This is a genomic window from Pseudomonas sp. DTU12.3 (genome assembly GCF_004124275.1).
Lineage (GTDB): Bacteria > Pseudomonadota > Gammaproteobacteria > Pseudomonadales > Pseudomonadaceae > Aquipseudomonas > Aquipseudomonas helmanticensis.
The window spans coordinates 1,035,421-1,052,500 of the sequence record NZ_CP027218.1; the positions used below are offsets into that span (position 1 = coordinate 1,035,421).

At 59.7% G+C, this 17,080-nt stretch carries 16 protein-coding genes (1 of these 16 cut by a window edge); 4 read left to right on the forward strand and 12 right to left on the reverse strand.

Annotated features, from left to right (window positions below):
* Positions 1-69 precede the first annotated feature (69 nt).
* On the reverse strand, positions 70-1,035 hold the full coding sequence (locus tag C2E19_RS04605; RefSeq protein ID WP_129388674.1) for a 2-oxoglutarate and iron-dependent oxygenase domain-containing protein: 966 nt from the start codon (positions 1,033-1,035) through the stop codon (positions 70-72).
* 145 nt (positions 1,036-1,180) lie between these two features.
* Positions 1,181-2,254, reverse strand: coding sequence for a BMP family ABC transporter substrate-binding protein (locus C2E19_RS04610; RefSeq protein ID WP_008082143.1), 1,074 nt, complete (start codon positions 2,252-2,254; stop codon positions 1,181-1,183).
* Between the two features lie 275 nt (positions 2,255-2,529).
* Here C2E19_RS04610 and C2E19_RS04615 point away from each other — a divergent pair, with 275 nt between their 5' ends.
* A complete protein-coding gene (locus C2E19_RS04615) occupies positions 2,530-3,621 on the forward strand; it encodes a calcium:proton antiporter (protein WP_129388677.1) in 1,092 nt (363 codons plus the stop codon).
* A gap of 126 nt (positions 3,622-3,747) precedes the next feature.
* Here C2E19_RS04615 and C2E19_RS04620 read toward each other — a convergent pair whose 3' ends face one another.
* From C2E19_RS04620 to C2E19_RS04630, 3 genes are all read right to left on the reverse strand, one after another.
* On the reverse strand, positions 3,748-5,106 hold the full coding sequence (locus C2E19_RS04620) for an 8-oxoguanine deaminase (RefSeq protein WP_129388680.1): 1,359 nt from the start codon (positions 5,104-5,106) through the stop codon (positions 3,748-3,750).
* A gap of 287 nt (positions 5,107-5,393) precedes the next feature.
* Positions 5,394-6,080 carry an SDR family oxidoreductase gene (locus C2E19_RS04625; RefSeq protein ID WP_129388683.1) on the reverse strand — a complete coding sequence of 229 codons (687 nt, stop codon included), beginning with the start codon at positions 6,078-6,080 and terminating at the stop codon, positions 5,394-5,396.
* A 22-nt stretch (positions 6,081-6,102) separates the two neighbouring features.
* The gene (locus C2E19_RS04630) at positions 6,103-6,453 is read right to left on the reverse strand and encodes a MerR family transcriptional regulator (protein ID WP_129388686.1); all 351 of its coding nucleotides are present in this window, start codon (positions 6,451-6,453) and stop codon (positions 6,103-6,105) included.
* Between the two features lie 83 nt (positions 6,454-6,536).
* Here C2E19_RS04630 and C2E19_RS04635 point away from each other — a divergent pair, with 83 nt between their 5' ends.
* On the forward strand, positions 6,537-7,007 hold the full coding sequence (locus C2E19_RS04635; RefSeq protein ID WP_129396086.1) for a hypothetical protein: 471 nt from the start codon (positions 6,537-6,539) through the stop codon (positions 7,005-7,007).
* On the opposite strand, the gene C2E19_RS04640 is transcribed toward C2E19_RS04635, so the two are convergent.
* The 7 genes from C2E19_RS04640 to C2E19_RS04670 all read right to left on the reverse strand — a co-directional run bounded on the left by C2E19_RS04640 (position 7,004) and on the right by C2E19_RS04670 (position 14,954).
* Entirely contained in the window at positions 7,004-7,930 is a 927-nt protein-coding gene (locus tag C2E19_RS04640; protein ID WP_129388690.1) for an ABC transporter permease, read from the reverse strand. The genes C2E19_RS04635 and C2E19_RS04640 overlap by 4 nt on opposite strands.
* Positions 7,930-9,036 (reverse strand): ABC transporter permease, encoded by a 1,107-nt coding sequence (locus tag C2E19_RS04645; protein ID WP_129388693.1) that lies wholly within the window; start codon positions 9,034-9,036, stop codon positions 7,930-7,932. Before C2E19_RS04645 ends, C2E19_RS04640 begins: the two co-directional genes overlap by 1 nt.
* 13 nt (positions 9,037-9,049) lie before the next feature.
* Complete coding sequence (locus tag C2E19_RS04650; RefSeq protein WP_129388696.1) at positions 9,050-10,597, reverse strand: ABC transporter ATP-binding protein; 1,548 nt, start codon at positions 10,595-10,597, stop codon at positions 9,050-9,052.
* Positions 10,598-11,173: 576 nt separating this feature from the next.
* Complete coding sequence (locus C2E19_RS04655; protein WP_129388699.1) at positions 11,174-11,755, reverse strand: YigZ family protein; 582 nt, start codon at positions 11,753-11,755, stop codon at positions 11,174-11,176.
* Positions 11,756-11,762: 7 nt separating this feature from the next.
* Positions 11,763-12,413, reverse strand: coding sequence for a TetR/AcrR family transcriptional regulator (locus tag C2E19_RS04660; RefSeq protein WP_007914719.1), 651 nt, complete (start codon positions 12,411-12,413; stop codon positions 11,763-11,765).
* Between the two features lie 88 nt (positions 12,414-12,501).
* A complete protein-coding gene (locus C2E19_RS04665; RefSeq protein ID WP_129388702.1) occupies positions 12,502-13,890 on the reverse strand; it encodes a uracil-xanthine permease family protein in 1,389 nt (462 codons plus the stop codon).
* Positions 13,891-14,033: 143 nt separating this feature from the next.
* Positions 14,034-14,954, reverse strand: coding sequence for a LysR family transcriptional regulator (locus C2E19_RS04670; RefSeq protein ID WP_053116962.1), 921 nt, complete (start codon positions 14,952-14,954; stop codon positions 14,034-14,036).
* Positions 14,955-15,092: 138 nt separating this feature from the next.
* Here C2E19_RS04670 and C2E19_RS04675 point away from each other — a divergent pair, with 138 nt between their 5' ends.
* On the forward strand, positions 15,093-16,442 hold the full coding sequence (locus C2E19_RS04675) for an aspartate aminotransferase family protein (RefSeq protein WP_129388705.1): 1,350 nt from the start codon (positions 15,093-15,095) through the stop codon (positions 16,440-16,442).
* 77 nt (positions 16,443-16,519) lie between these two features.
* Positions 16,520-17,080, forward strand: the start of a protein-coding gene (locus C2E19_RS04680; RefSeq protein ID WP_129388710.1) for a CoA-acylating methylmalonate-semialdehyde dehydrogenase. 933 nt of this gene lie beyond the right edge of the window; the window shows 561 of its 1,494 coding nt (coding positions 1-561); the start codon lies at positions 16,520-16,522; its stop codon lies beyond the right edge, outside the window.

Sequence of the window (17,080 nt, forward strand, 5' to 3'; positions counted from 1 at the left end):
ATCAGGTGCAATGACGGCATTCTACAGATGCTCACCGAAACAATTGGCAAAACCTGACCAAGCGATCCATCAAACGGCTTCCTGCTCGCGCCGATAAGCGTAGGTATCGGCGAAGCGCGACAGCAAGAATTCGGCGCAGGTGGTGGTCGGATATTTCGCCGGATGCTGTGGGTCCTGACAACCGGGCAAGCATTCGATGCGCGTGTCCGGGTGCGGTTCGGCGAAGAACGGCATCGAGTAACGGTCAACGCCGAGCGGGCTGATCACCCGGTGCGGGGTCGAGCGATAACGATCGTTGCTCCAGCGCGCCATCATGTCGCCGAGGTTGACCACGAAGGTGCCGTCAATCGGTGGTGCGTCGATCCATTCACCTTTGACGTTTTTCACTTGCAGGCCGCCGGCGCTGTCCTGATAGAGCAGGGTGATGCAGCCGTAATCGGTGTGCGCGCCGGCGCCTTGCTGCTCGGTGGAGCTGGCGGTGTGGCGCGGTGGGTAATGGATCATGCGCAGGACGCTGACCGGATCAACGAAGCGGCTGTCGAAGAAATCGCGATCGATGTTCAGCGCAATGGTCATCGCCCGCAACAGGGTTTGCGCGAGGGCCTGCATGTCGAGGTAATGCTGCTCCATCAGCGCTTCCCAGCCCGGTTGCGCCGGATGCCGGTTCGGCCCGCGCAACGGTTTTTCGGCGAGCACGTCGGGATGGTTAACCGGCAGGTGCAGGCCCATGTCGAAGGTTTCTTTGAGGTCGCTGGGTTTGCTCGGGTCGAGTTGCTCGGTGGCGATGGCGCCGTAGCCGCGATGGTGGCGGGTCTGGGTGATGTCGATCTTGAGTTTTTCGGCGGCGGGGAGGGCGAAGAAACGCTGGGTGTGATCAAGCACGGCGTCGATGCGCTGCGGCGAGATCGGATGACCCTTGATGTAGAAGAAACCCCATTCGCGGCAGGCCAGGTCGATCTGCGCGGCCACGGCAGGCCAGGCGTTTTCGTCGTCGGAGTAGAGCGGGCTGATTTCGATGATCGGAAGCTGATCCATACACAATCCTTAAATACGCTGAGTTTCCAGTGTGGGAGCGAGCCTGCTCGCGAAGAGGGGGTGTCAGACAACATTTTTGTTTAATGACACAGCGCTTTCGCGAGCAGGCTCGCTCCCACAGGGTTTTGTGTGGTGAATCGGAGATTTACTTCGGCATCTCGGCCTTCATGCCTTCAACGTAATAGTTCATCGACGCCAGTTCCGCATTCGTCGCACTCACGCCTGCGGGGATTTTCTCGACCCCGGCCTGATCCTTGATCGGCCCGGTGAACGGTTGGAAGGCACCGCTTTTGATGTCGGCAATAATCTGCTCGGCCTCGGCTTTCACCGGTGCCGGCACCAGGTCGCTGATTGGCAGTTCAACCGTGCCTTCCTTCAGCCCACCCCAATAATCCTGCGATTTCCACGTGTGATCGATCACGCTCTGCGTCGCCTGAATGTAGTGCGGCGCCCAGTCGTTGACGATCGAGGTCAGCACCGCTTTCGGGCCGAAGTGCGCCATGTCCGAGGCGTAACCCACCGCGTACACGCCACGACGTTCGGCGGCCTGAATCGGCGCCGGGCTGTCGGTGTGCTGGAACACCACGTCGACACCCTGATCGATCAGCGCGTTGGCCGCGTCGGCTTCCTTGCCCGGGTCGAACCAGGAGTTGACCCACACCACTTTGATCTCGGTGCCGGGGTTGTACTTGTTCAGCGCCAACTGGATGGAGTTGATGTCGCGGATGACTTCAGGGATGGGGAACGAAGCGACATAACCGATCTTCTTGGTCTTGGTCATCTTCGCCGCGAGGAAACCGCCGACGTAACGACCCTCATAGGTGCGCGCCAGATAGGTGCCGAGGTTCTTGTCCTGTTTGTAGCCGGTGGCGTGTTCGAAGGTCACCTTGGGAAATTGCTTGGCGACTTTCAGCGTCGGGTTCATGTAGCCGAACGAGGTGGTGAAGATCAGGTCGTAATTGTCCTTGGCCATGTTGCGGATCACCCGCTCGGCATCAGCGCCTTCGGCAACGTTCTCGACGTAGTTGGTGGTGATCTGATTGCCGAATTTCTCGGCGAGAGCCTTGCGCCCCTGTTCATGCTGATACGTCCAGCCGTGGTCACCGATCGGGCCGATGTAGACGAAACCGACTTTCAGCGGATCGGCAGCGCTGGCGCTCAGACTGATCCCCAGACCGAGGGCGGCGCACAGCAGTTTGTGCAGCGGACGTATTTGCATGAATTCGAACTCCATTTTGTTGTGTGTGGTCAGGGCCAATGCAAATTGCTGACCAACAGGACAACAAACAAAAAAGATCGCAGCCTTCGGCAGCTCCTACATGGGAATGCACAACCTGTAGGAGCTGCCGAAGGCTGCGATCTTTTCAGCGCCAGAACCAACGCAGTGCAACTCAACGGATTCACGCTATCGCTTGGTGCGCTAAGGTGTAACGAAACGTTAGCGCCGCCCCGCAGTCAGTAGCTCATTCGCACTCTTCGGCAAAAAGGCCCGCCATGCTCTCGATCCTCAAGCAAGAAAGCTTTCTGCTATTGGCCGTCATCGCCGCGTGCGTCGCCTATCCGCTGGAACACTGGTTGTTGCACAGCGGCCAGATCGTCGCGCTGGTCGGCGGTCTGGTCATCATTGCCTTCATCGTCGCCGCCTCGATGCGCGTTGCCCATCAGGCGGAACTGCTCGCGGAAAAAGTCGGCGACCCCTACGGCACGATGATCCTGACCCTCGCCGCCGTGCTGGTCGAAGTGGTGATCCTGGCGATCATGATGAGCAACGAAGCCTCGGCGACGTTGGTGCGCGACACGATCTATTCCGCAGTGATGCTCGACATCAACGGCATCCTCGGCCTCGCCGCGCTGATGGGCGGGATCAAGCACGGCGAGCAGTCCTACAACGACGATTCGGCGCGCAGCTACAGCGTGATGATCCTCACTGCCATGGGCGTGTCGATGGTGGTGCCGGAGTTTATTCCCGAGGCCAACTGGAAGATTTATTCGGCGTTCACCATCGGCGCGATGGTGGTGCTTTACGCGCTGTTTCTGCGCATGCAGGTCGGCCCGCACAGCTACTTTTTCAGCTACAGCTACCCGGACAAACGCCGCAAGAAAGAACCCGTCGAGGAGGAACCGAAACCGGTCAGCCTGGCGTTGTCGATCGGCATTCTGGTGTTTGGCGTGGTGGTGATTGGCGCACTCGCCGAGGTGATGTCGAAGACCCTCGATCTGGGTCTGGAAGGCACGGGCGCACCGCCGGTGATCACGGCGATTCTGGTGGCGGCGATTTCTGCGGCGCCGGAGATTTTGACCGCGTTGCGCGCGGCATTGGCCAACCGCATGCAGTCGGTGGTGAACATTGCGATGGGGGCGTCACTGTCGACGGTGATTCTGACCGTACCGGTGATGGAGGCGATGGCGCTGTATACCGGCCAGCCATTTCAGATGGCGATGACGCCGGTGCAGACGGTGATGATTTTCCTGACGTTGATCGTCAGTGCGATCAACCTGAATGACGGCGAGACCAATGCCATCGAAGGCATGACTCATTTTGTGCTGTTTGCGACCTTCATCATGCTGTCCCTGCTCGGCCTCTGAGAGCACCGCAAAACAAAATGTGGGAGCGGGCTTGCTCGCGAAGGCATTGTGTCAGGCAGTTCAATACCGACTGACACGATGCTTTCGCGAGCAAGCCCGCTCCCACAGTTTTGAACGGTGTTTGGATCAGGTACCGGCGATCAGTTGGCGAGCCGCCTGGCTGTGATCGGCGATCAGGCCTTTGAGATCGAGGCCTTCAACCTGGCCGTCAACCACGCGCCACTTGCCGCCAATCATCACCCGATCCGCACGATCCGCGCCGCACAACAGCAGCGCCGAAATCGGATCATGGCTGCCGGAGAAGCGCAGCTCATCGAGCTTGAACAACGCCAGATCCGCCTGCTTGCCCACGGCAATCTCACCAATGTCGGTGCGGCCCAACAGACTCGCCGAACCCTTGGTCGCCCAGCCCAGCACACGCTCCGGGGTGATCTTCTCGGCGCCGTAACGCAGACGCTGGATGTACAGCGCCTGACGCGCTTCGAGAATCATGTTCGACGCATCGTTGGACGCCGAACCGTCGACGCCCAGACCAAACAAGGCACCGGCATCGGTCAGGTCGATACTTGGACAAATGCCCGAGGCCAGACGCATGTTCGAACTCGGGCAGTGGCAGATACCGGTGCCAGCCTGGCCAAGACGAGCGATTTCGTCCGGGTTGAAATGGATGCCGTGCGCCAGCCAGGTGCGTGGGCCGAGCCAGCCGACGCTGTCGAGATAATCGACGGTGCGCAGGCCAAAACGCTGCAGGCAGAAGTCTTCTTCGTCGAGGGTTTCCGCCAGGTGCGTGTGCAGGCGCACGTCGAGCTTGCTCGCCAGTTCAGCACTGGCCGACATGATTTCCGGAGTCACCGAGAACGGCGAGCACGGCGCCAGCGCGATCTGGATCTGCGCGCCATCACCACGTTCGTGGTACTCGTGAATCAGGCGCTGACTGTCGTCGAGAATCACCTGACCTTCCTGCACGGTCTGCTGCGGCGGCAGGCCGCCGTCCTTCTCGCCGAGGCTCATCGAACCCCGGGTGAGCATGGCGCGCATGCCCAGTTCACGCACGGTTTCGACTTGCACGTCGATGGCGTTTTCCAGACCGTCCGGGAACAGATAGTGATGGTCGGCAGCGGTGGTGCAACCCGACAGCAGCAGTTCGGCCAAGGCAACTTTGGTCGCGAGGGCGAGTTTCTCCGGTGTCAGGCGCGCCCACACCGGGTACAGGGTTTTCAGCCACGGAAACAACGGCTGATTGACCACTGGGGCCCAAGCGCGGGTGAGGGTTTGATAGAAGTGGTGGTGGGTGTTGATCAGGCCCGGCAGGATCACATGCTCGCGGGCATCGAACACTGCATTGCACGGCGCCGACGGCTGTTGGCCGGCCGCGAGGACTTCGACGATGACACCGTCTTGCACGACAAGACCGCCACGGGCATCGAGTTCGTTGGAGGTGAAAATGGCGAGGGGGGTTTTTAACCAGGTACGGGTCGCGGGCATGTTGCCGGCTCCTCTGAAAATTGTGTTCAGGGTTGCCAGCTCAGTGATGCCCTGTCTGCTGATCCAGGGTCGCCGCAAGGGACGAGGTGCGCAGTTTCAAACAAAACGCCGCGTCGGGCAAGCCCAACCCGACCAGACAACACACAACCAAAATGCACAAACCCTGTAGGAGCTGCCGAAGGCTGCGATCTTTTGATTGTAAAAAACAGGATCAAAAGATCGCAGCCTTCGGCGGCTCCTACAGTTAGCCAGTCATGCAGGTATTCAGGGGATTTTGATTTTGCGGCTTACCAGGGAATCGTTTCACCCTTGTAGTTGATGAAATGATGCCCGCCCTTGCCGGTATACGCATTCACCTGATCGATTAACCCACGGGTGCTGGTTTCAACGTCAAGGTCAGCCCCTTCGCCGCCCATATCGGTCTTCACCCAACCCGGATGCAGCGACAACACCGTCATCTTCTGCTCACCCAACTGCGTGACAAAACTGTTGGTCATCGAGTTCAGAGCAGCTTTGCTGGCCTTGTACAGCGCCAGCTCCGGCGCGTCCGCCACTGTCACGCTGCCCAGTCCGGAACTCATGAACGCCAGCACGCCGCTGCCGTCACGAATCTGCCCGACAAAACGCTGCGCCAGGTTGATCGGTGCCACCGCGTTGGTGAAAAACAGCTGACCGACCTCAGCCAGTGTCGCGCCGCCCGGGGTCTGATCCGCCGGGCCTTTGACCCCGGCGTTGACGAACAGCAGATCAAACGTTTCGCCCTTGAGTTGCTGACTCAGGGCGATCACCGCCTGCTGGTCGTCCATGTCGAGCTTCTCGATCCGCACCTTGCCCAGTGCTTGCAGCGCCTCGGCGTTTTGCGGATTGCGCACGGTGGCGGTGACCTGCCAGCCGTCGGCCAGCAGGGTTTGCACCAGACCGAGGCCCAGGCCCCGGGAGGCGCCGATGATCAGTGCGTTTTTTGCAGACATGATGGGCTTCCTTGATGAATGAGGATCATGGATTCAATGGACAGGCCTGACCGAGCCGAAGTTGCAACTCCAGACGCAGTACGTCGAGTTCGCGCATGCGGGTTTCGATCAGTTGCAGTTTGTCGCGCAGCAATTGCGCCACGGCGTTGTCCGGATCGGGCGCGTTCCACAATGCCGCGACGCTATCGCCGATCTCTCCGAGGGTAAATCCCAGACGCTGCGCCGTTTTGATATAGAGCACCAGTTGCACCATCTCCGGCGGATAGTCGCGATAACCGTTGGCACTGCGTTGCGCCGCGATCAACCCGCGCTGCTCATAGAAACGCAGGGTGTCACGACTGACGGCGCAGGCCTGGGCTAATTGACCGATGCGCATAGTGGCTCTCAAAACAGCTGTTGACCCTGGAGCATACTCCAGGCTTTACCGTGGTTGCTCCCTGAATTTCTGGAGCATGGATGATGTGGACTTCAACGCAGTATCGCAACGTGGTGCGCGGCAGTGCCTGGTATGACTTGGTCGTTACGGCAGCGTTTGCCACGCCGTGGAGTTTTGCTTTTGTGCACGGGTTGTTGAGCGCACTGAACTTGCCGGGTGAGCTGCCGGCGTTTCAACCTGTGCACATGTTGATGGCGAATCTGTTGGGGTCGGTGGTGTGTGTTTGGGCGGTGCTGCGGATTCGTGATCCGCAGGCGCTTTATGGACGGTATGACGCGGTGGCCAGATTTCTGTTTGCGGCTTGGCAAGCGTATGCCTTGTTGCATGGCGCCAGTTCGATTCTGCTGGTTTTCCTGGTCTTCGAACTGGCGTGGGGCGTTGCTCAGGTGTTGCCTGTTCGAAAGCTATCGCGAGCAGGCTCGCTCCCACAGGGGAATGCGGTCAACTGTGGGAGCGGGCTTGCTCGCGAAGAGGCCCGCCCAAACAACAATTAATGCCCCGCCTGCCAAGGCTGCCCCAACGACACCGGCGCATACAACCGCGTACGCAGCGCATCCCGCGACAACAACACCAGCACCACAATCGTCGCCACATACGGCAGCATCGCCAGCAAACTCGATGGAATCGCCAGCCCCAACCCCTGCGCCACCAGATGCAGGATGCTGGCGAGTCCAAACAGATACGCCCCAAGCAACAACCGCCACACCCGCCAACTGGCAAACACCACCAGCGCCAACGCGATCCAACCACGCCCGGCGGTCATGTTTTCCGCCCACATCGGCGTGTACGCCAGCGACAGATACGCCCCGGCCAACCCGGCCATGGCCCCGCCGAACAGCACCGCCAATGTGCGCACCGTCAACACCGGCAGCCCCATCGCACTGGCCGCATCCGGGTTCTCGCCCACCGCCTGAATGATCAACCCGACACGACTTTTGACGATCACCCACGCCACCAGCGCAAACAGCGCGAACGACAGGTACACCAGCAGATCCTGAGCAAACAGCATCCGCCCGATCATTGGAATCTCACTCAGATAAGGAATCGCCACCGGCTCAAAACCCGTCAACGGTTTCCCCACCCAAGCCGCGCCGACAAAGGTCGACAGGCCGACACCAAAAATCGTCAGGGCCAGCCCGGTCGCGACCTGATTGGCGTTGAACACCAGCGCCACCAAGGCAAACAGCGACGACAACAACATCCCGGCGAGCATCGCCAGCACCACGCCAAGCCAGAGGCTGCCGCTGTTGAACGCAACGATAAAACCGATCACCGCGCCAAACAGCATCATCCCTTCCTGCCCGAGGTTGAGCACGCCGCTCTTCTCGCAGATCAGCTCACCCAGCGCCACCAGCAACAACGGCGTGCCGCAACGCACCATGGCGTAGAAAATATTGCTCAACAGATCGATATCCATCACAGCGCTCCGGCGGTTACGGCGGTAGTCGAAGTACGCTTCACCCACCGCAAATTCAGGCGTGGCCGATAGAGGATCAGCACGTCACAGGCGAGCAGGAAAAACAGCATCATTCCCTGGAATAACTGGGTGATCGCCTGCGGCAGATTCAGGGTCATTTGTGCACTCTCGCCGCCGATGTACAGCAGCGCCATCAGCAGGCTCGAAAACAGAATCCCGATCGGATTGAGTCGCCCAAGAAACGCCACGGTGATCGCCGCATAGCCATAACCCGGCGAAACCTGCGGCACCAATTGACCGATCGGCCCGGTCACTTCGCAGACACCCGCAAGCCCCGCCAAGCCGCCGCTGATCAATAGCGCCAGCCAGATCAAACGCTTCTCGCGAAAGCCGACAAACCCCGCCGCACGCTTGTCCAGCCCGAGCACTTTGATCTGGAAACCGACAAAGCTTTTTTGCAGCAACACCCACACCGCGACCAGTGCGAGCAGGGCGAAATACACCCCGGCGTGCACGCGGCCATCCTCCATCAACAACGGCATACGGCTGGCGTCACCGAACATCGCCGACTCGGGAAAGTTGAATCCGGCCGGATCCTTCAGCGGCCCGTGCACGCAGAACAGCAGCAGGTTCAGTGCGATGTAATTGAGCATGATGCTGGTGAGGATTTCGTTGGCGTTGAAGCGTGTGCGCAACCACGCAGTCAGCCCGGCCCACGCCGCGCCGGCGAGGGTGCCGGTGAGCAGAATCAACACCAGCGCCCAACGGCTCTGCATGTCGATGATGTTCACCGCCAGGGCACTGCCGGCGAGCGCGCCGAGGAGCAATTGACCTTCGGCGCCGATGTTCCAGATTCGCGCCTGATACGCCACGGCTAAGCCCAGCGCGCAAAGCAGAATCGGCAACGCCTTGACCAGTAATTCGGAGACGCCATACAAATCGCTGACCGGCGCGATCAGCAGCGTATGCAAAGTTTGCAGCGGGTCATGCCCGAGGACGATAAACAACAGCGAGCCGCAACCAAGTGTCAGTACCGCCGCCAATAACGGCGAGCACCACAGCATCAAGCGCGATTGCTGGCCACGGGGTTCGAGGGAAAGCAGCATGTTTGAAACTCCGTTAAACCGTGGCGGCAAAAGGTGGGTTGTCGAACTGACCGGCCATCCAGCCGCCGACGTCGCTGAGCTGCGTATCGGTGGTGTTGTGCAGCGCTGACAGGCGTCCACCACACAACGCGCCGAGGCGGTCGCTGATCTGGAACAGTTCGTCGAGATCTTCGGAAATCACCAGAATCGCCGCGCCGGCATCGCGCAACGCGATCAGCGCACGGTGGATGGTCGCGGCGGCACCGACGTCGACGCCCCAGGTCGGGTGCGCGGCGATCAACAGTTTTGGCTGCTGAAGGATTTCCCGGCCGAGAATGAATTTCTGCAGGTTGCCGCCGGACAGGCTGCGCGCGGCGGTTTGCGTACCCGGGGTTTTTACGCCGAAGCGCTGAATGATCTGACAGGCGAGGGCTTCGACTTTGCCGCGCTCGATCAAGCCGTGGCTGACCAAGCCTTGTTGGAAAGCAGTCAGCAGCGCGTTGTCCGCCAGACTCAATTCCGGCACCGCGCCATGACCGAGGCGCTCGGCGGGGACAAACGCCAGGCCCAGTTTGCGTCGCGCATCCGGGCGCAGATCGGCGACGTATTGCTCGGCGAATCGAATGGTTGCCGCTTCCGCCCGGGGCAAGGTTTGTTCGCCGCTGAGCAGCGCGAGCAGCTCATCCTGACCATTGCCCGCGACGCCGGCAATGCCGACGATTTCACCGCTGCGCACCTGCACATTGAGGTCAGTCAGCGAGCAGCCGAACGGATCCGGGTTGTGCCAGCTCAATCCCGTTACCTGCAAAAACACCGCGGCGCCGCTGACCTTCGGATAATCACCGATCAACGTCGCCGCTTCGCCGACCATCATCTGCGCCAGTTGCTGATCCGAGCACTCGGCCGGCAGGCAATGTCCGGCCACCCGTCCTCCGCGCAGAACCGTCGCGCTATGACACAACGCCCGAACCTCGCCGAGTTTGTGGCTGATGAACAAAATGCTGCAGCCCTCGGCGGCGAGACGGCGCAGGGTGATGAACAATTCGTCGGCCTCCTGCGGTGTCAGCACCGAAGTTGGCTCATCGAGGATCAGCAGGCGAATGTCCTGCATCAGGCAGCGAATGATCTCGACCCGTTGCCGCTCGCCGATCGACAGGCTGTGGACAAGTCGCTCCGGCTCCAGCGCCATGCCATAACGGCGCGACACTTCACGAATCTTCGGCTCCAGTTGTTTCGGTGTGCCGGCCGCCGCGCCCATCGCCAGCGCAATGTTCTGCGCGACGCTGAGGGTTTCGAACAGCGAGAAATGCTGGAATACCATGCCGATGCCCAACTGCCGCGCTTGCGCTGGATTGCGCATATTGACCCGTTGACCTTGCCAGAGCATCTCGCCCGAATCGGCCTGGATCACGCCGTAGATGATCTTCATCAAGGTACTTTTGCCCGCGCCGTTTTCACCGAGCAGGGCGTGGATTTCTCCGGGCGCGATGCTCAGGTCGATGGCGTCGTTGGCCAAACAACCGGGGTAGCGTTTGCTGATCTGGCGCAGTTGCAGGCGCGGGATAGAAGGAGCGATGGGCATGACAGGCTCGACTTGCTTGGAGTTGTGCCTGTGGATAAAGCAATTTCCTGGCCATTGAGTCAGGAACCAGCACACACGGCGCTTGCGAGCGCTTGGTGCAGAGCTTCGGCATGGTTTCACCTGCACCCATGGCACCAAATCAGCGCAAAGCCGTTGATCGGGCTCCGGTTTTGCCCGTGATTAACTGATCAAAAAACGAGCAACTGCGTGGGGGCTAGGCAGCACCTGCGACTGAGCCGGTCATGAACGGGTTATCCACAGGTTGCTCCACAGTTTTTGTGCGCAAGCCGCAAGCACGGGCATAAGCACTGCGGTGCTTTCTTCCAATGGTGATAAACGGATCTAACTGATTGTTTCTTCGTGATATTTTCAGTTCGTCGGGTGAATTGAACGAAAAGTGAACAAACCGCGCAAAGCCACGTGACAGAAGGGTTACAGCGGAATGTACTCAGGTTATCCACAGTCGGGTGCACAGCAGATGTGGGCAAGTCTGTGGAATAAGCAAATTCGCATCCGCCCCAAAACATCGCACCCCTGTGTAGGAGCTGCGGCACGCTGCGATCTTTTGACCTTGCTTCACCGCTCCAACAAAATCCGCCCACGACTCAAATCCGCCAACTGCCCCTGCAACACCGCAATCTGCGCCTCACCCACCGCCAACTTCAACTCAACGCCATTCGCCGTAAAATTCTCCTCCACGACCAACCCACCCAGATCCGCCACCCGCAACTTCACCAGCGCCAACTCGGCAAACCCGCAAGCGCAACTCACCGGCACCCGGCTGATCAACTCAACCTTCACCGCCGTCTGCAAACACTTGTTCGCCCCGCCGCCATACGCGCGGGCCAACCCGCCAGTCCCCAGTTGAATCCCGCCGTACCAACGAATCACCAGCACCGCGACCTGATCGCAATCCTGCGCTTCAATCGCCGCCAATATCGGTCGCCCAGCAGTACCACCCGGTTCGCCATCGTCATTGCTGCGGTATTGATCGCCGAGTTTCCACGCCCAGCAATTGTGCGAGGCGTTCAGATCGCTGTGCTGTTCGAAGAACGCCTGCGCATCGGCAGGGCTGCCGATCGGCGTGGCGAAAGTGATAAAGCGGCTTTTGCGAATCTCTTCGCGGTACTCGCAAAAACCGCTAAGGGTGAAAGGCATAAACGTCTTATAGAGAAGGAGTGAGGCCGCAGCCTTTGAGAATGATGCGGATCAGGTTGTTGCCGGCGTCTTCCATGTCCTGTTTGGTCAACTTGCTGCGACCGCTGACACGACAGATCTGCGTGGCGAAATCGGCGTAATGCTGGGTGCTGCCCCACAACAGGAAGATCAGGTGCACCGGATCAACCGGATCCATTTTGCCCGCATCGATCCACGCTTGAAACACTGCCGCGCGGCCGGTGAACCAGGCGCGGTAATCCTGATTGAAATATTCGGTGAGGCATTCGCCGCCGCTGATCACTTCCATCGCGAAGATCCGCGAGGCTTGCGGCTGACGACGGGAGAATTCCATCTTGGCGCGGATGTAGCGGGTCAGCGCTTCGGCCGGATCGTCCTCGGCGGTGAGTGTGTTGAAGGTGCTGTCCCACAGCTCGATGATGTTGCTCAGCACCGCCACGTACAAACCGAGTTTGTTGGTGAAGTAGTAATGCAGGTTCGCCTTGGGCAACCCGGCATTCTGCGCGATGGTGTTCATGCTGGTGCCTTTGTACCCGTGGCGGGCGAACTCGTCTTCGGCAGCTTTGAGGATGGTCTCTTCGTTCTTTTGACGAATGCGGCTGGCGGGTTTGCCGCCATGGGCTGGGACTTCAAAGGTCATAGGCACTTCCGGGTTTGTCTGTGGGTGCAACCAGTTGCGTTGATAGCGCACCCACAGGCATCCGACAAGTGTTTGAGCGATAAAACCGTTACGCCTGTTCGATCTTGTTCAGCGGCGCGTGCGCTTCAGTGGCTTCGGTTTTCGACTCCGGCAGCAGCAGGCACAGGATGATTGCGGTCAGGCCACCGCTGGTAATCGCCGAGTCGAACAGGTTTTGCACCAGTTTCGGCAGCAGGTGCAGCAGGTTCGGTTGCGCGGCGATGCCCAGACCAACGCCGAACGAAGTGGCGATGATCAACATGCTGCGCCGATCCAGCGACGACTGCGCGAGGATGCGCACCCCGGCCGCAGCCACCGCGCCGAACATCACCAGAGTCGCGCCGCCGAGTACCGGTTTCGGAATCTGTTGCAGCACCGCGCCGATCATCGGAAACAAGCCGAGACAAAACAGGATCGCGCCGATGTACAGCCCGACATAGCGGCTGGCGACGCCGGTCAACTGGATCACGCCGTTGTTCTGCGCAAACGTGGTGTTGGGGAAAGCGCTGAAGGTCGCGGCGATCATGCAGCTCACGCCATCGCCGAGCACGCCACCGCGCAGGCGGCTTATATAGGAAGGGCCGCTGATAGGTTGACGGGCGAGCATGCAGTTGGCAGTAAGGTCACCGACGGTTTCGATGGTGCTGATCAGATAAATCAGCGCGACCGGCAGGAAAGCCGTCCAGTCGAAGCTGAATCCGAACTTGAACGGCGTAGGAAAACTCACCAGCGGCAAGTCAGGCAATGGCTGCGGCACCAGTTTCCCACTGAACCACGCGGCCAGACTGCCGAGCACCAAACCGATAATGATCGCCGACAAGCGCACCCACGGCGTATTGGATCGGTTGAGCAGAATGATCGTCAGCAGCACGAACACGCCCAGCGCCAGATTGCCCGGCGCACCAAAGTCCGGCGCATTGAAACCGCCGCCCAAATCAGTGATGCCAACTTTGATCAGGCTGATGCCAATCAGGGTGATAACGATCCCGGTCACCAGCGGCGTAACAACTCGACGCAATTGACCAATGAAGCGGCTGAGGACGATCTGCACGATCGCGCCGAAGAAACACACACCGAAAATCATCGCCAGAATGTCTTCCGGGCTACCGCCACGTTGCTTGACCAGAAAACCCGCCGACAGCACCGCACCGAGAAAGGCGAAACTGGTGCCTTGCAGACAGATCATCCCGGCGCCAATCCCGAACGGCCGCCGCGCCTGAATAAACGTGCCGACGCCCGAAACCATCAAGGCCATGCTGATCAGATACGGTAAATACGCGGTCAGCCCCAGCGCCGAACCAATCACCAGCGGCGGGGTGATGATGCCGACGAAACTGGCGAGCACGTGTTGCAGCGCGGCAAGGGTGGCGGCGAGTGGTTTGGGGCGGTCGTTGAGGCCGTAGATCAAGTCGCTGGACGGTGCGGAATCTGGCTGCATGGCTTAAGGCTTCTTATCAAAGGAACGAAGTAATTCCCCCTCTGCAAAAACCTGTCCACTTGCTCAACTTATCCCCCCTGTAGGAGCTGCCGAAGGCTGCGATCCCTTGATCTTGCTGTACCTAACCAACGTCGCGCGCATTATCAACGCGTCGCCGCCAAACTCTCCAAAAAGCTCTCCAGCACCAAATGAGGGCGCCGCCCCTTGCGCGTGACCGATGCCAGACTTAAATCGTAAAACCGCGTTCCTGCTTTCAAAGCACGCAAACGCCCCTGCTGCACCCAAAGACTGGCGTAATGATCCGGTAGATACCCAATGTAACGCCCGGTCAAAATCAAAAACGCCATGCCCTCACGGTCAGAAGCACTGGCCGTGCAATTGAGTGCCTGGTAATGCGCCTGAATATCCGCCGGCAAACGAAACGTCGGCGCAATCGCGTCCTGACTGTTCAGGCGTTCGTCATCCAGTTGCTTGTCATCAACGTAAAACAGCGGATGACCCACCGCGCAATAAAGCAGTGAACGTTCGCTGTACAGCGGCTGATATTCCAGTCCCGACAACGCACTGGCCTGCGGCACCACGCCGACATGCAGGCGGCCGTCGAGCACACCTTGCTCGACTTCGTTCGGCGCAATCATGCGAATCTGAATCTGCACATCCGGCCCGCGCTCCTTCAACTGCGCGAGGGCGTGGGTGATGCGCATGTGGGGGAGGGTGACGAGGTTGTCGGTCAGGCCAATGATCAGCTCACCGCGCAAATGCTGGTGCAGGCCGTTGACCTCGGTGCGGAAACTTTCCAGCGCACTTAATAGCTGCAACGCCGATTGATAGACCTCGCGACCTTCCTCGGTCAGCGAAAACCCCGCACGACCGCGTTGGCACAATCGCAGACCGAGGCGCTGCTCCAGATCGCTCATTTGTTGGCTGATCGCCGAGCGACCGATGCCCAGCACAGTCTCCGCCGCCGAGAAGCCACCGCACTCGACCACACTGCGAAAAATCCGCAGCAGGCGAATATCAAAATCACTCACCTGGGCCAGCGGATCGGGGCGGCGGCTGCTCATGTTTTTACTCTCAATGTTTAGCAGAGATCTAACTGAAGGTTAGAAGAGTTGAATTTCACCGACTTTATCGCCGTGGCAATTTAGCTGCAACAACGCTTTTTATCTCCCTGACGCTTATGCCCTGCGAGGTTTTGCCCGATGAACATGCCTGAAAACGCTCAGTCGCCACTGGCCAGCCAACTCAAGCTGGACGCGCACTGGATGCCGTACACCGCCAACCGTAACTTCCAGCGCGATCCGCGTTTGATCGTTGGCGCCGAAGGCAGCTGGCTGATCGACGACAAGGGCCGCCGGGTATACGACTCGCTGTCTGGTCTGTGGACCTGCGGCGCTGGTCACACCCGCAAGGAAATTCAGGAAGCGGTCTCCAAGCAGTTGGGCACCCTCGATTACTCGCCGGGCTTCCAGTACGGCCACCCGTTGTCGTTCCAGCTGGCCGAGAAGATCACCGAGCTGACCCCGGGCAACCTCAACCACGTGTTCTTCACCGACTCGGGTTCCGAGTGCGCCGACACCGCGGTGAAAATGGTGCGTGCCTACTGGCGCCTGAAGGGGCAGGCGACCAAAACCAAAATGATCGGCCGTGCCCGTGGTTACCACGGCGTGAACATCGCCGGCACCAGCCTCGGCGGCGTCAATGGCAACCGCAAGCTGTTCGGTCAGTCGATGATGGACGTCGATCACCTGCCGCACACGCTGCTGGCGTGCAATGCGTTCTCCCGTGGCATGCCGGAGCAGGGCGGTATCGCTTTGGCCGATGAGCTGTTGAAGCTGATCGAGTTGCACGATGCTTCGAACATCGCCGCGGTATTCGTTGAGCCTATGGCTGGTTCCGCTGGCGTGCTGGTGCCGCCACAGGGTTACCTGAAGCGCCTGCGCGAAATCTGCGATCAGCACAACATCCTGCTGGTGTTCGACGAAGTGATCACTGGTTTCGGTCGTACCGGCAATATGTTCGGCGCCGACACCTTTGGCGTCACACCGGACCTGATGTGCATCGCCAAGCAAGTCACCAACGGCGCGATCCCGATGGGCGCGGTGATTGCCAGCTCCGAGATCTATCAGACCTTCATGAATCAGCCGACCCCGGAGTACGCCGTGGAATTCCCGCACGGCTACACCTATTCGGCGCACCCGGTGGCTTGCGCCGCTGGCCTGGCAGCACTCGACCTGCTGCAAAAAGAAAACCTGGTGCAGAGCGTCGCTGAAGTCGCGCCGCATTTCGAAAACGCGCTGCATGGTCTGAAAGGCTCCAAGCACGTTATCGACATCCGTAACTTCGGCCTGGCCGGTGCGATCCAGATTGCCGGTCGTGACGGCGACGCCATCGTGCGTCCGTTCGAAGCGGGCATGGCTCTGTGGAAAGCCGGGTTCTACGTACGTTTCGGCGGCGACACCCTGCAGTTCGGCCCAACCTTCAACAGCAAGCCGCAAGACCTTGATCGTCTGTTCGACGCGGTCGGCGAAGTGCTGAACAAGCTCGACTGATTTTTCCTTCTATATATACCTACAAAAACGGGCACTCCTTAACCGGGTGCCCGTGGACAAGAATTCAGGAGTTTTCGATGAGCGTTATCCCGCATTTGATCAATGGCGAACTGGTGACCGAGAATGGTCGCGCGGTTGATGTGTTCAACCCGTCTACCGGTCAGGCTATCCACAAGCTGCCATTGGCCACCCGCGAAACCATCCAGAAAGCCATCGATGCCGCCAAGGCTGCGTTCCCGGCCTGGCGCAACACGCCACCGGCCAAACGTGCCCAGGTGATGTTCCGCTTCAAGCAACTGCTCGAGCAGAACGAAGCACGCATCTCGCAACTGATCAGCGAAGAACACGGCAAGACCCTCGAAGACGCTGCCGGTGAACTGAAGCGCGGCATCGAGAACGTCGAGTTCGCTTGCGCCGCTCCGGAAATCCTCAAGGGCGAGTACAGCCGCAACGTCGGCCCGAACATCGACGCATGGTCGGACTTCCAGCCGCTGGGCATCGTCGCCGGTATCACCCCGTTCAACTTCCCGGCCATGGTGCCGCTGTGGATGTACCCACTGGCGATCGTCTGCGGCAACTGCTTCATCCTCAAGCCATCCGAGCGTGATCCAAGCTCGACACTGCTGATCGCTCAGCTG

Excerpts from the sequence above, each read along its gene's own strand:
- C2E19_RS04605 (WP_129388674.1), bottom strand. The coding sequence starts at position 1,035 with ATGGATCAGCTTCCGATCATCGAAATCAGCCCGCTCTACTCCGACGAC.
- C2E19_RS04610 (WP_008082143.1), bottom strand. The coding sequence starts at position 2,254 with ATGCAAATACGTCCGCTGCACAAACTGCTGTGCGCCGCCCTCGGTCTG.
- C2E19_RS04615 (WP_129388677.1), top strand. The coding sequence starts at position 2,530 with ATGCTCTCGATCCTCAAGCAAGAAAGCTTTCTGCTATTGGCCGTCATC.
- C2E19_RS04620 (WP_129388680.1), bottom strand. The coding sequence starts at position 5,106 with ATGCCCGCGACCCGTACCTGGTTAAAAACCCCCCTCGCCATTTTCACC.
- C2E19_RS04630 (WP_129388686.1), bottom strand. The coding sequence starts at position 6,453 with ATGCGCATCGGTCAATTAGCCCAGGCCTGCGCCGTCAGTCGTGACACC.
- C2E19_RS04635 (WP_129396086.1), top strand. The coding sequence starts at position 6,537 with ATGTGGACTTCAACGCAGTATCGCAACGTGGTGCGCGGCAGTGCCTGG.
- C2E19_RS04640 (WP_129388690.1), bottom strand. The coding sequence starts at position 7,930 with ATGGATATCGATCTGTTGAGCAATATTTTCTACGCCATGGTGCGTTGC.
- C2E19_RS04645 (WP_129388693.1), bottom strand. The coding sequence starts at position 9,036 with ATGCTGCTTTCCCTCGAACCCCGTGGCCAGCAATCGCGCTTGATGCTG.
- C2E19_RS04650 (WP_129388696.1), bottom strand. The coding sequence starts at position 10,597 with ATGCCCATCGCTCCTTCTATCCCGCGCCTGCAACTGCGCCAGATCAGC.
- C2E19_RS04655 (WP_129388699.1), bottom strand. The coding sequence starts at position 11,755 with ATGCCTTTCACCCTTAGCGGTTTTTGCGAGTACCGCGAAGAGATTCGC.
- C2E19_RS04660 (WP_007914719.1), bottom strand. The coding sequence starts at position 12,413 with ATGACCTTTGAAGTCCCAGCCCATGGCGGCAAACCCGCCAGCCGCATT.
- C2E19_RS04665 (WP_129388702.1), bottom strand. The coding sequence starts at position 13,890 with ATGCAGCCAGATTCCGCACCGTCCAGCGACTTGATCTACGGCCTCAAC.
- C2E19_RS04670 (WP_053116962.1), bottom strand. The coding sequence starts at position 14,954 with ATGAGCAGCCGCCGCCCCGATCCGCTGGCCCAGGTGAGTGATTTTGAT.
- C2E19_RS04675 (WP_129388705.1), top strand. The coding sequence starts at position 15,093 with ATGAACATGCCTGAAAACGCTCAGTCGCCACTGGCCAGCCAACTCAAG.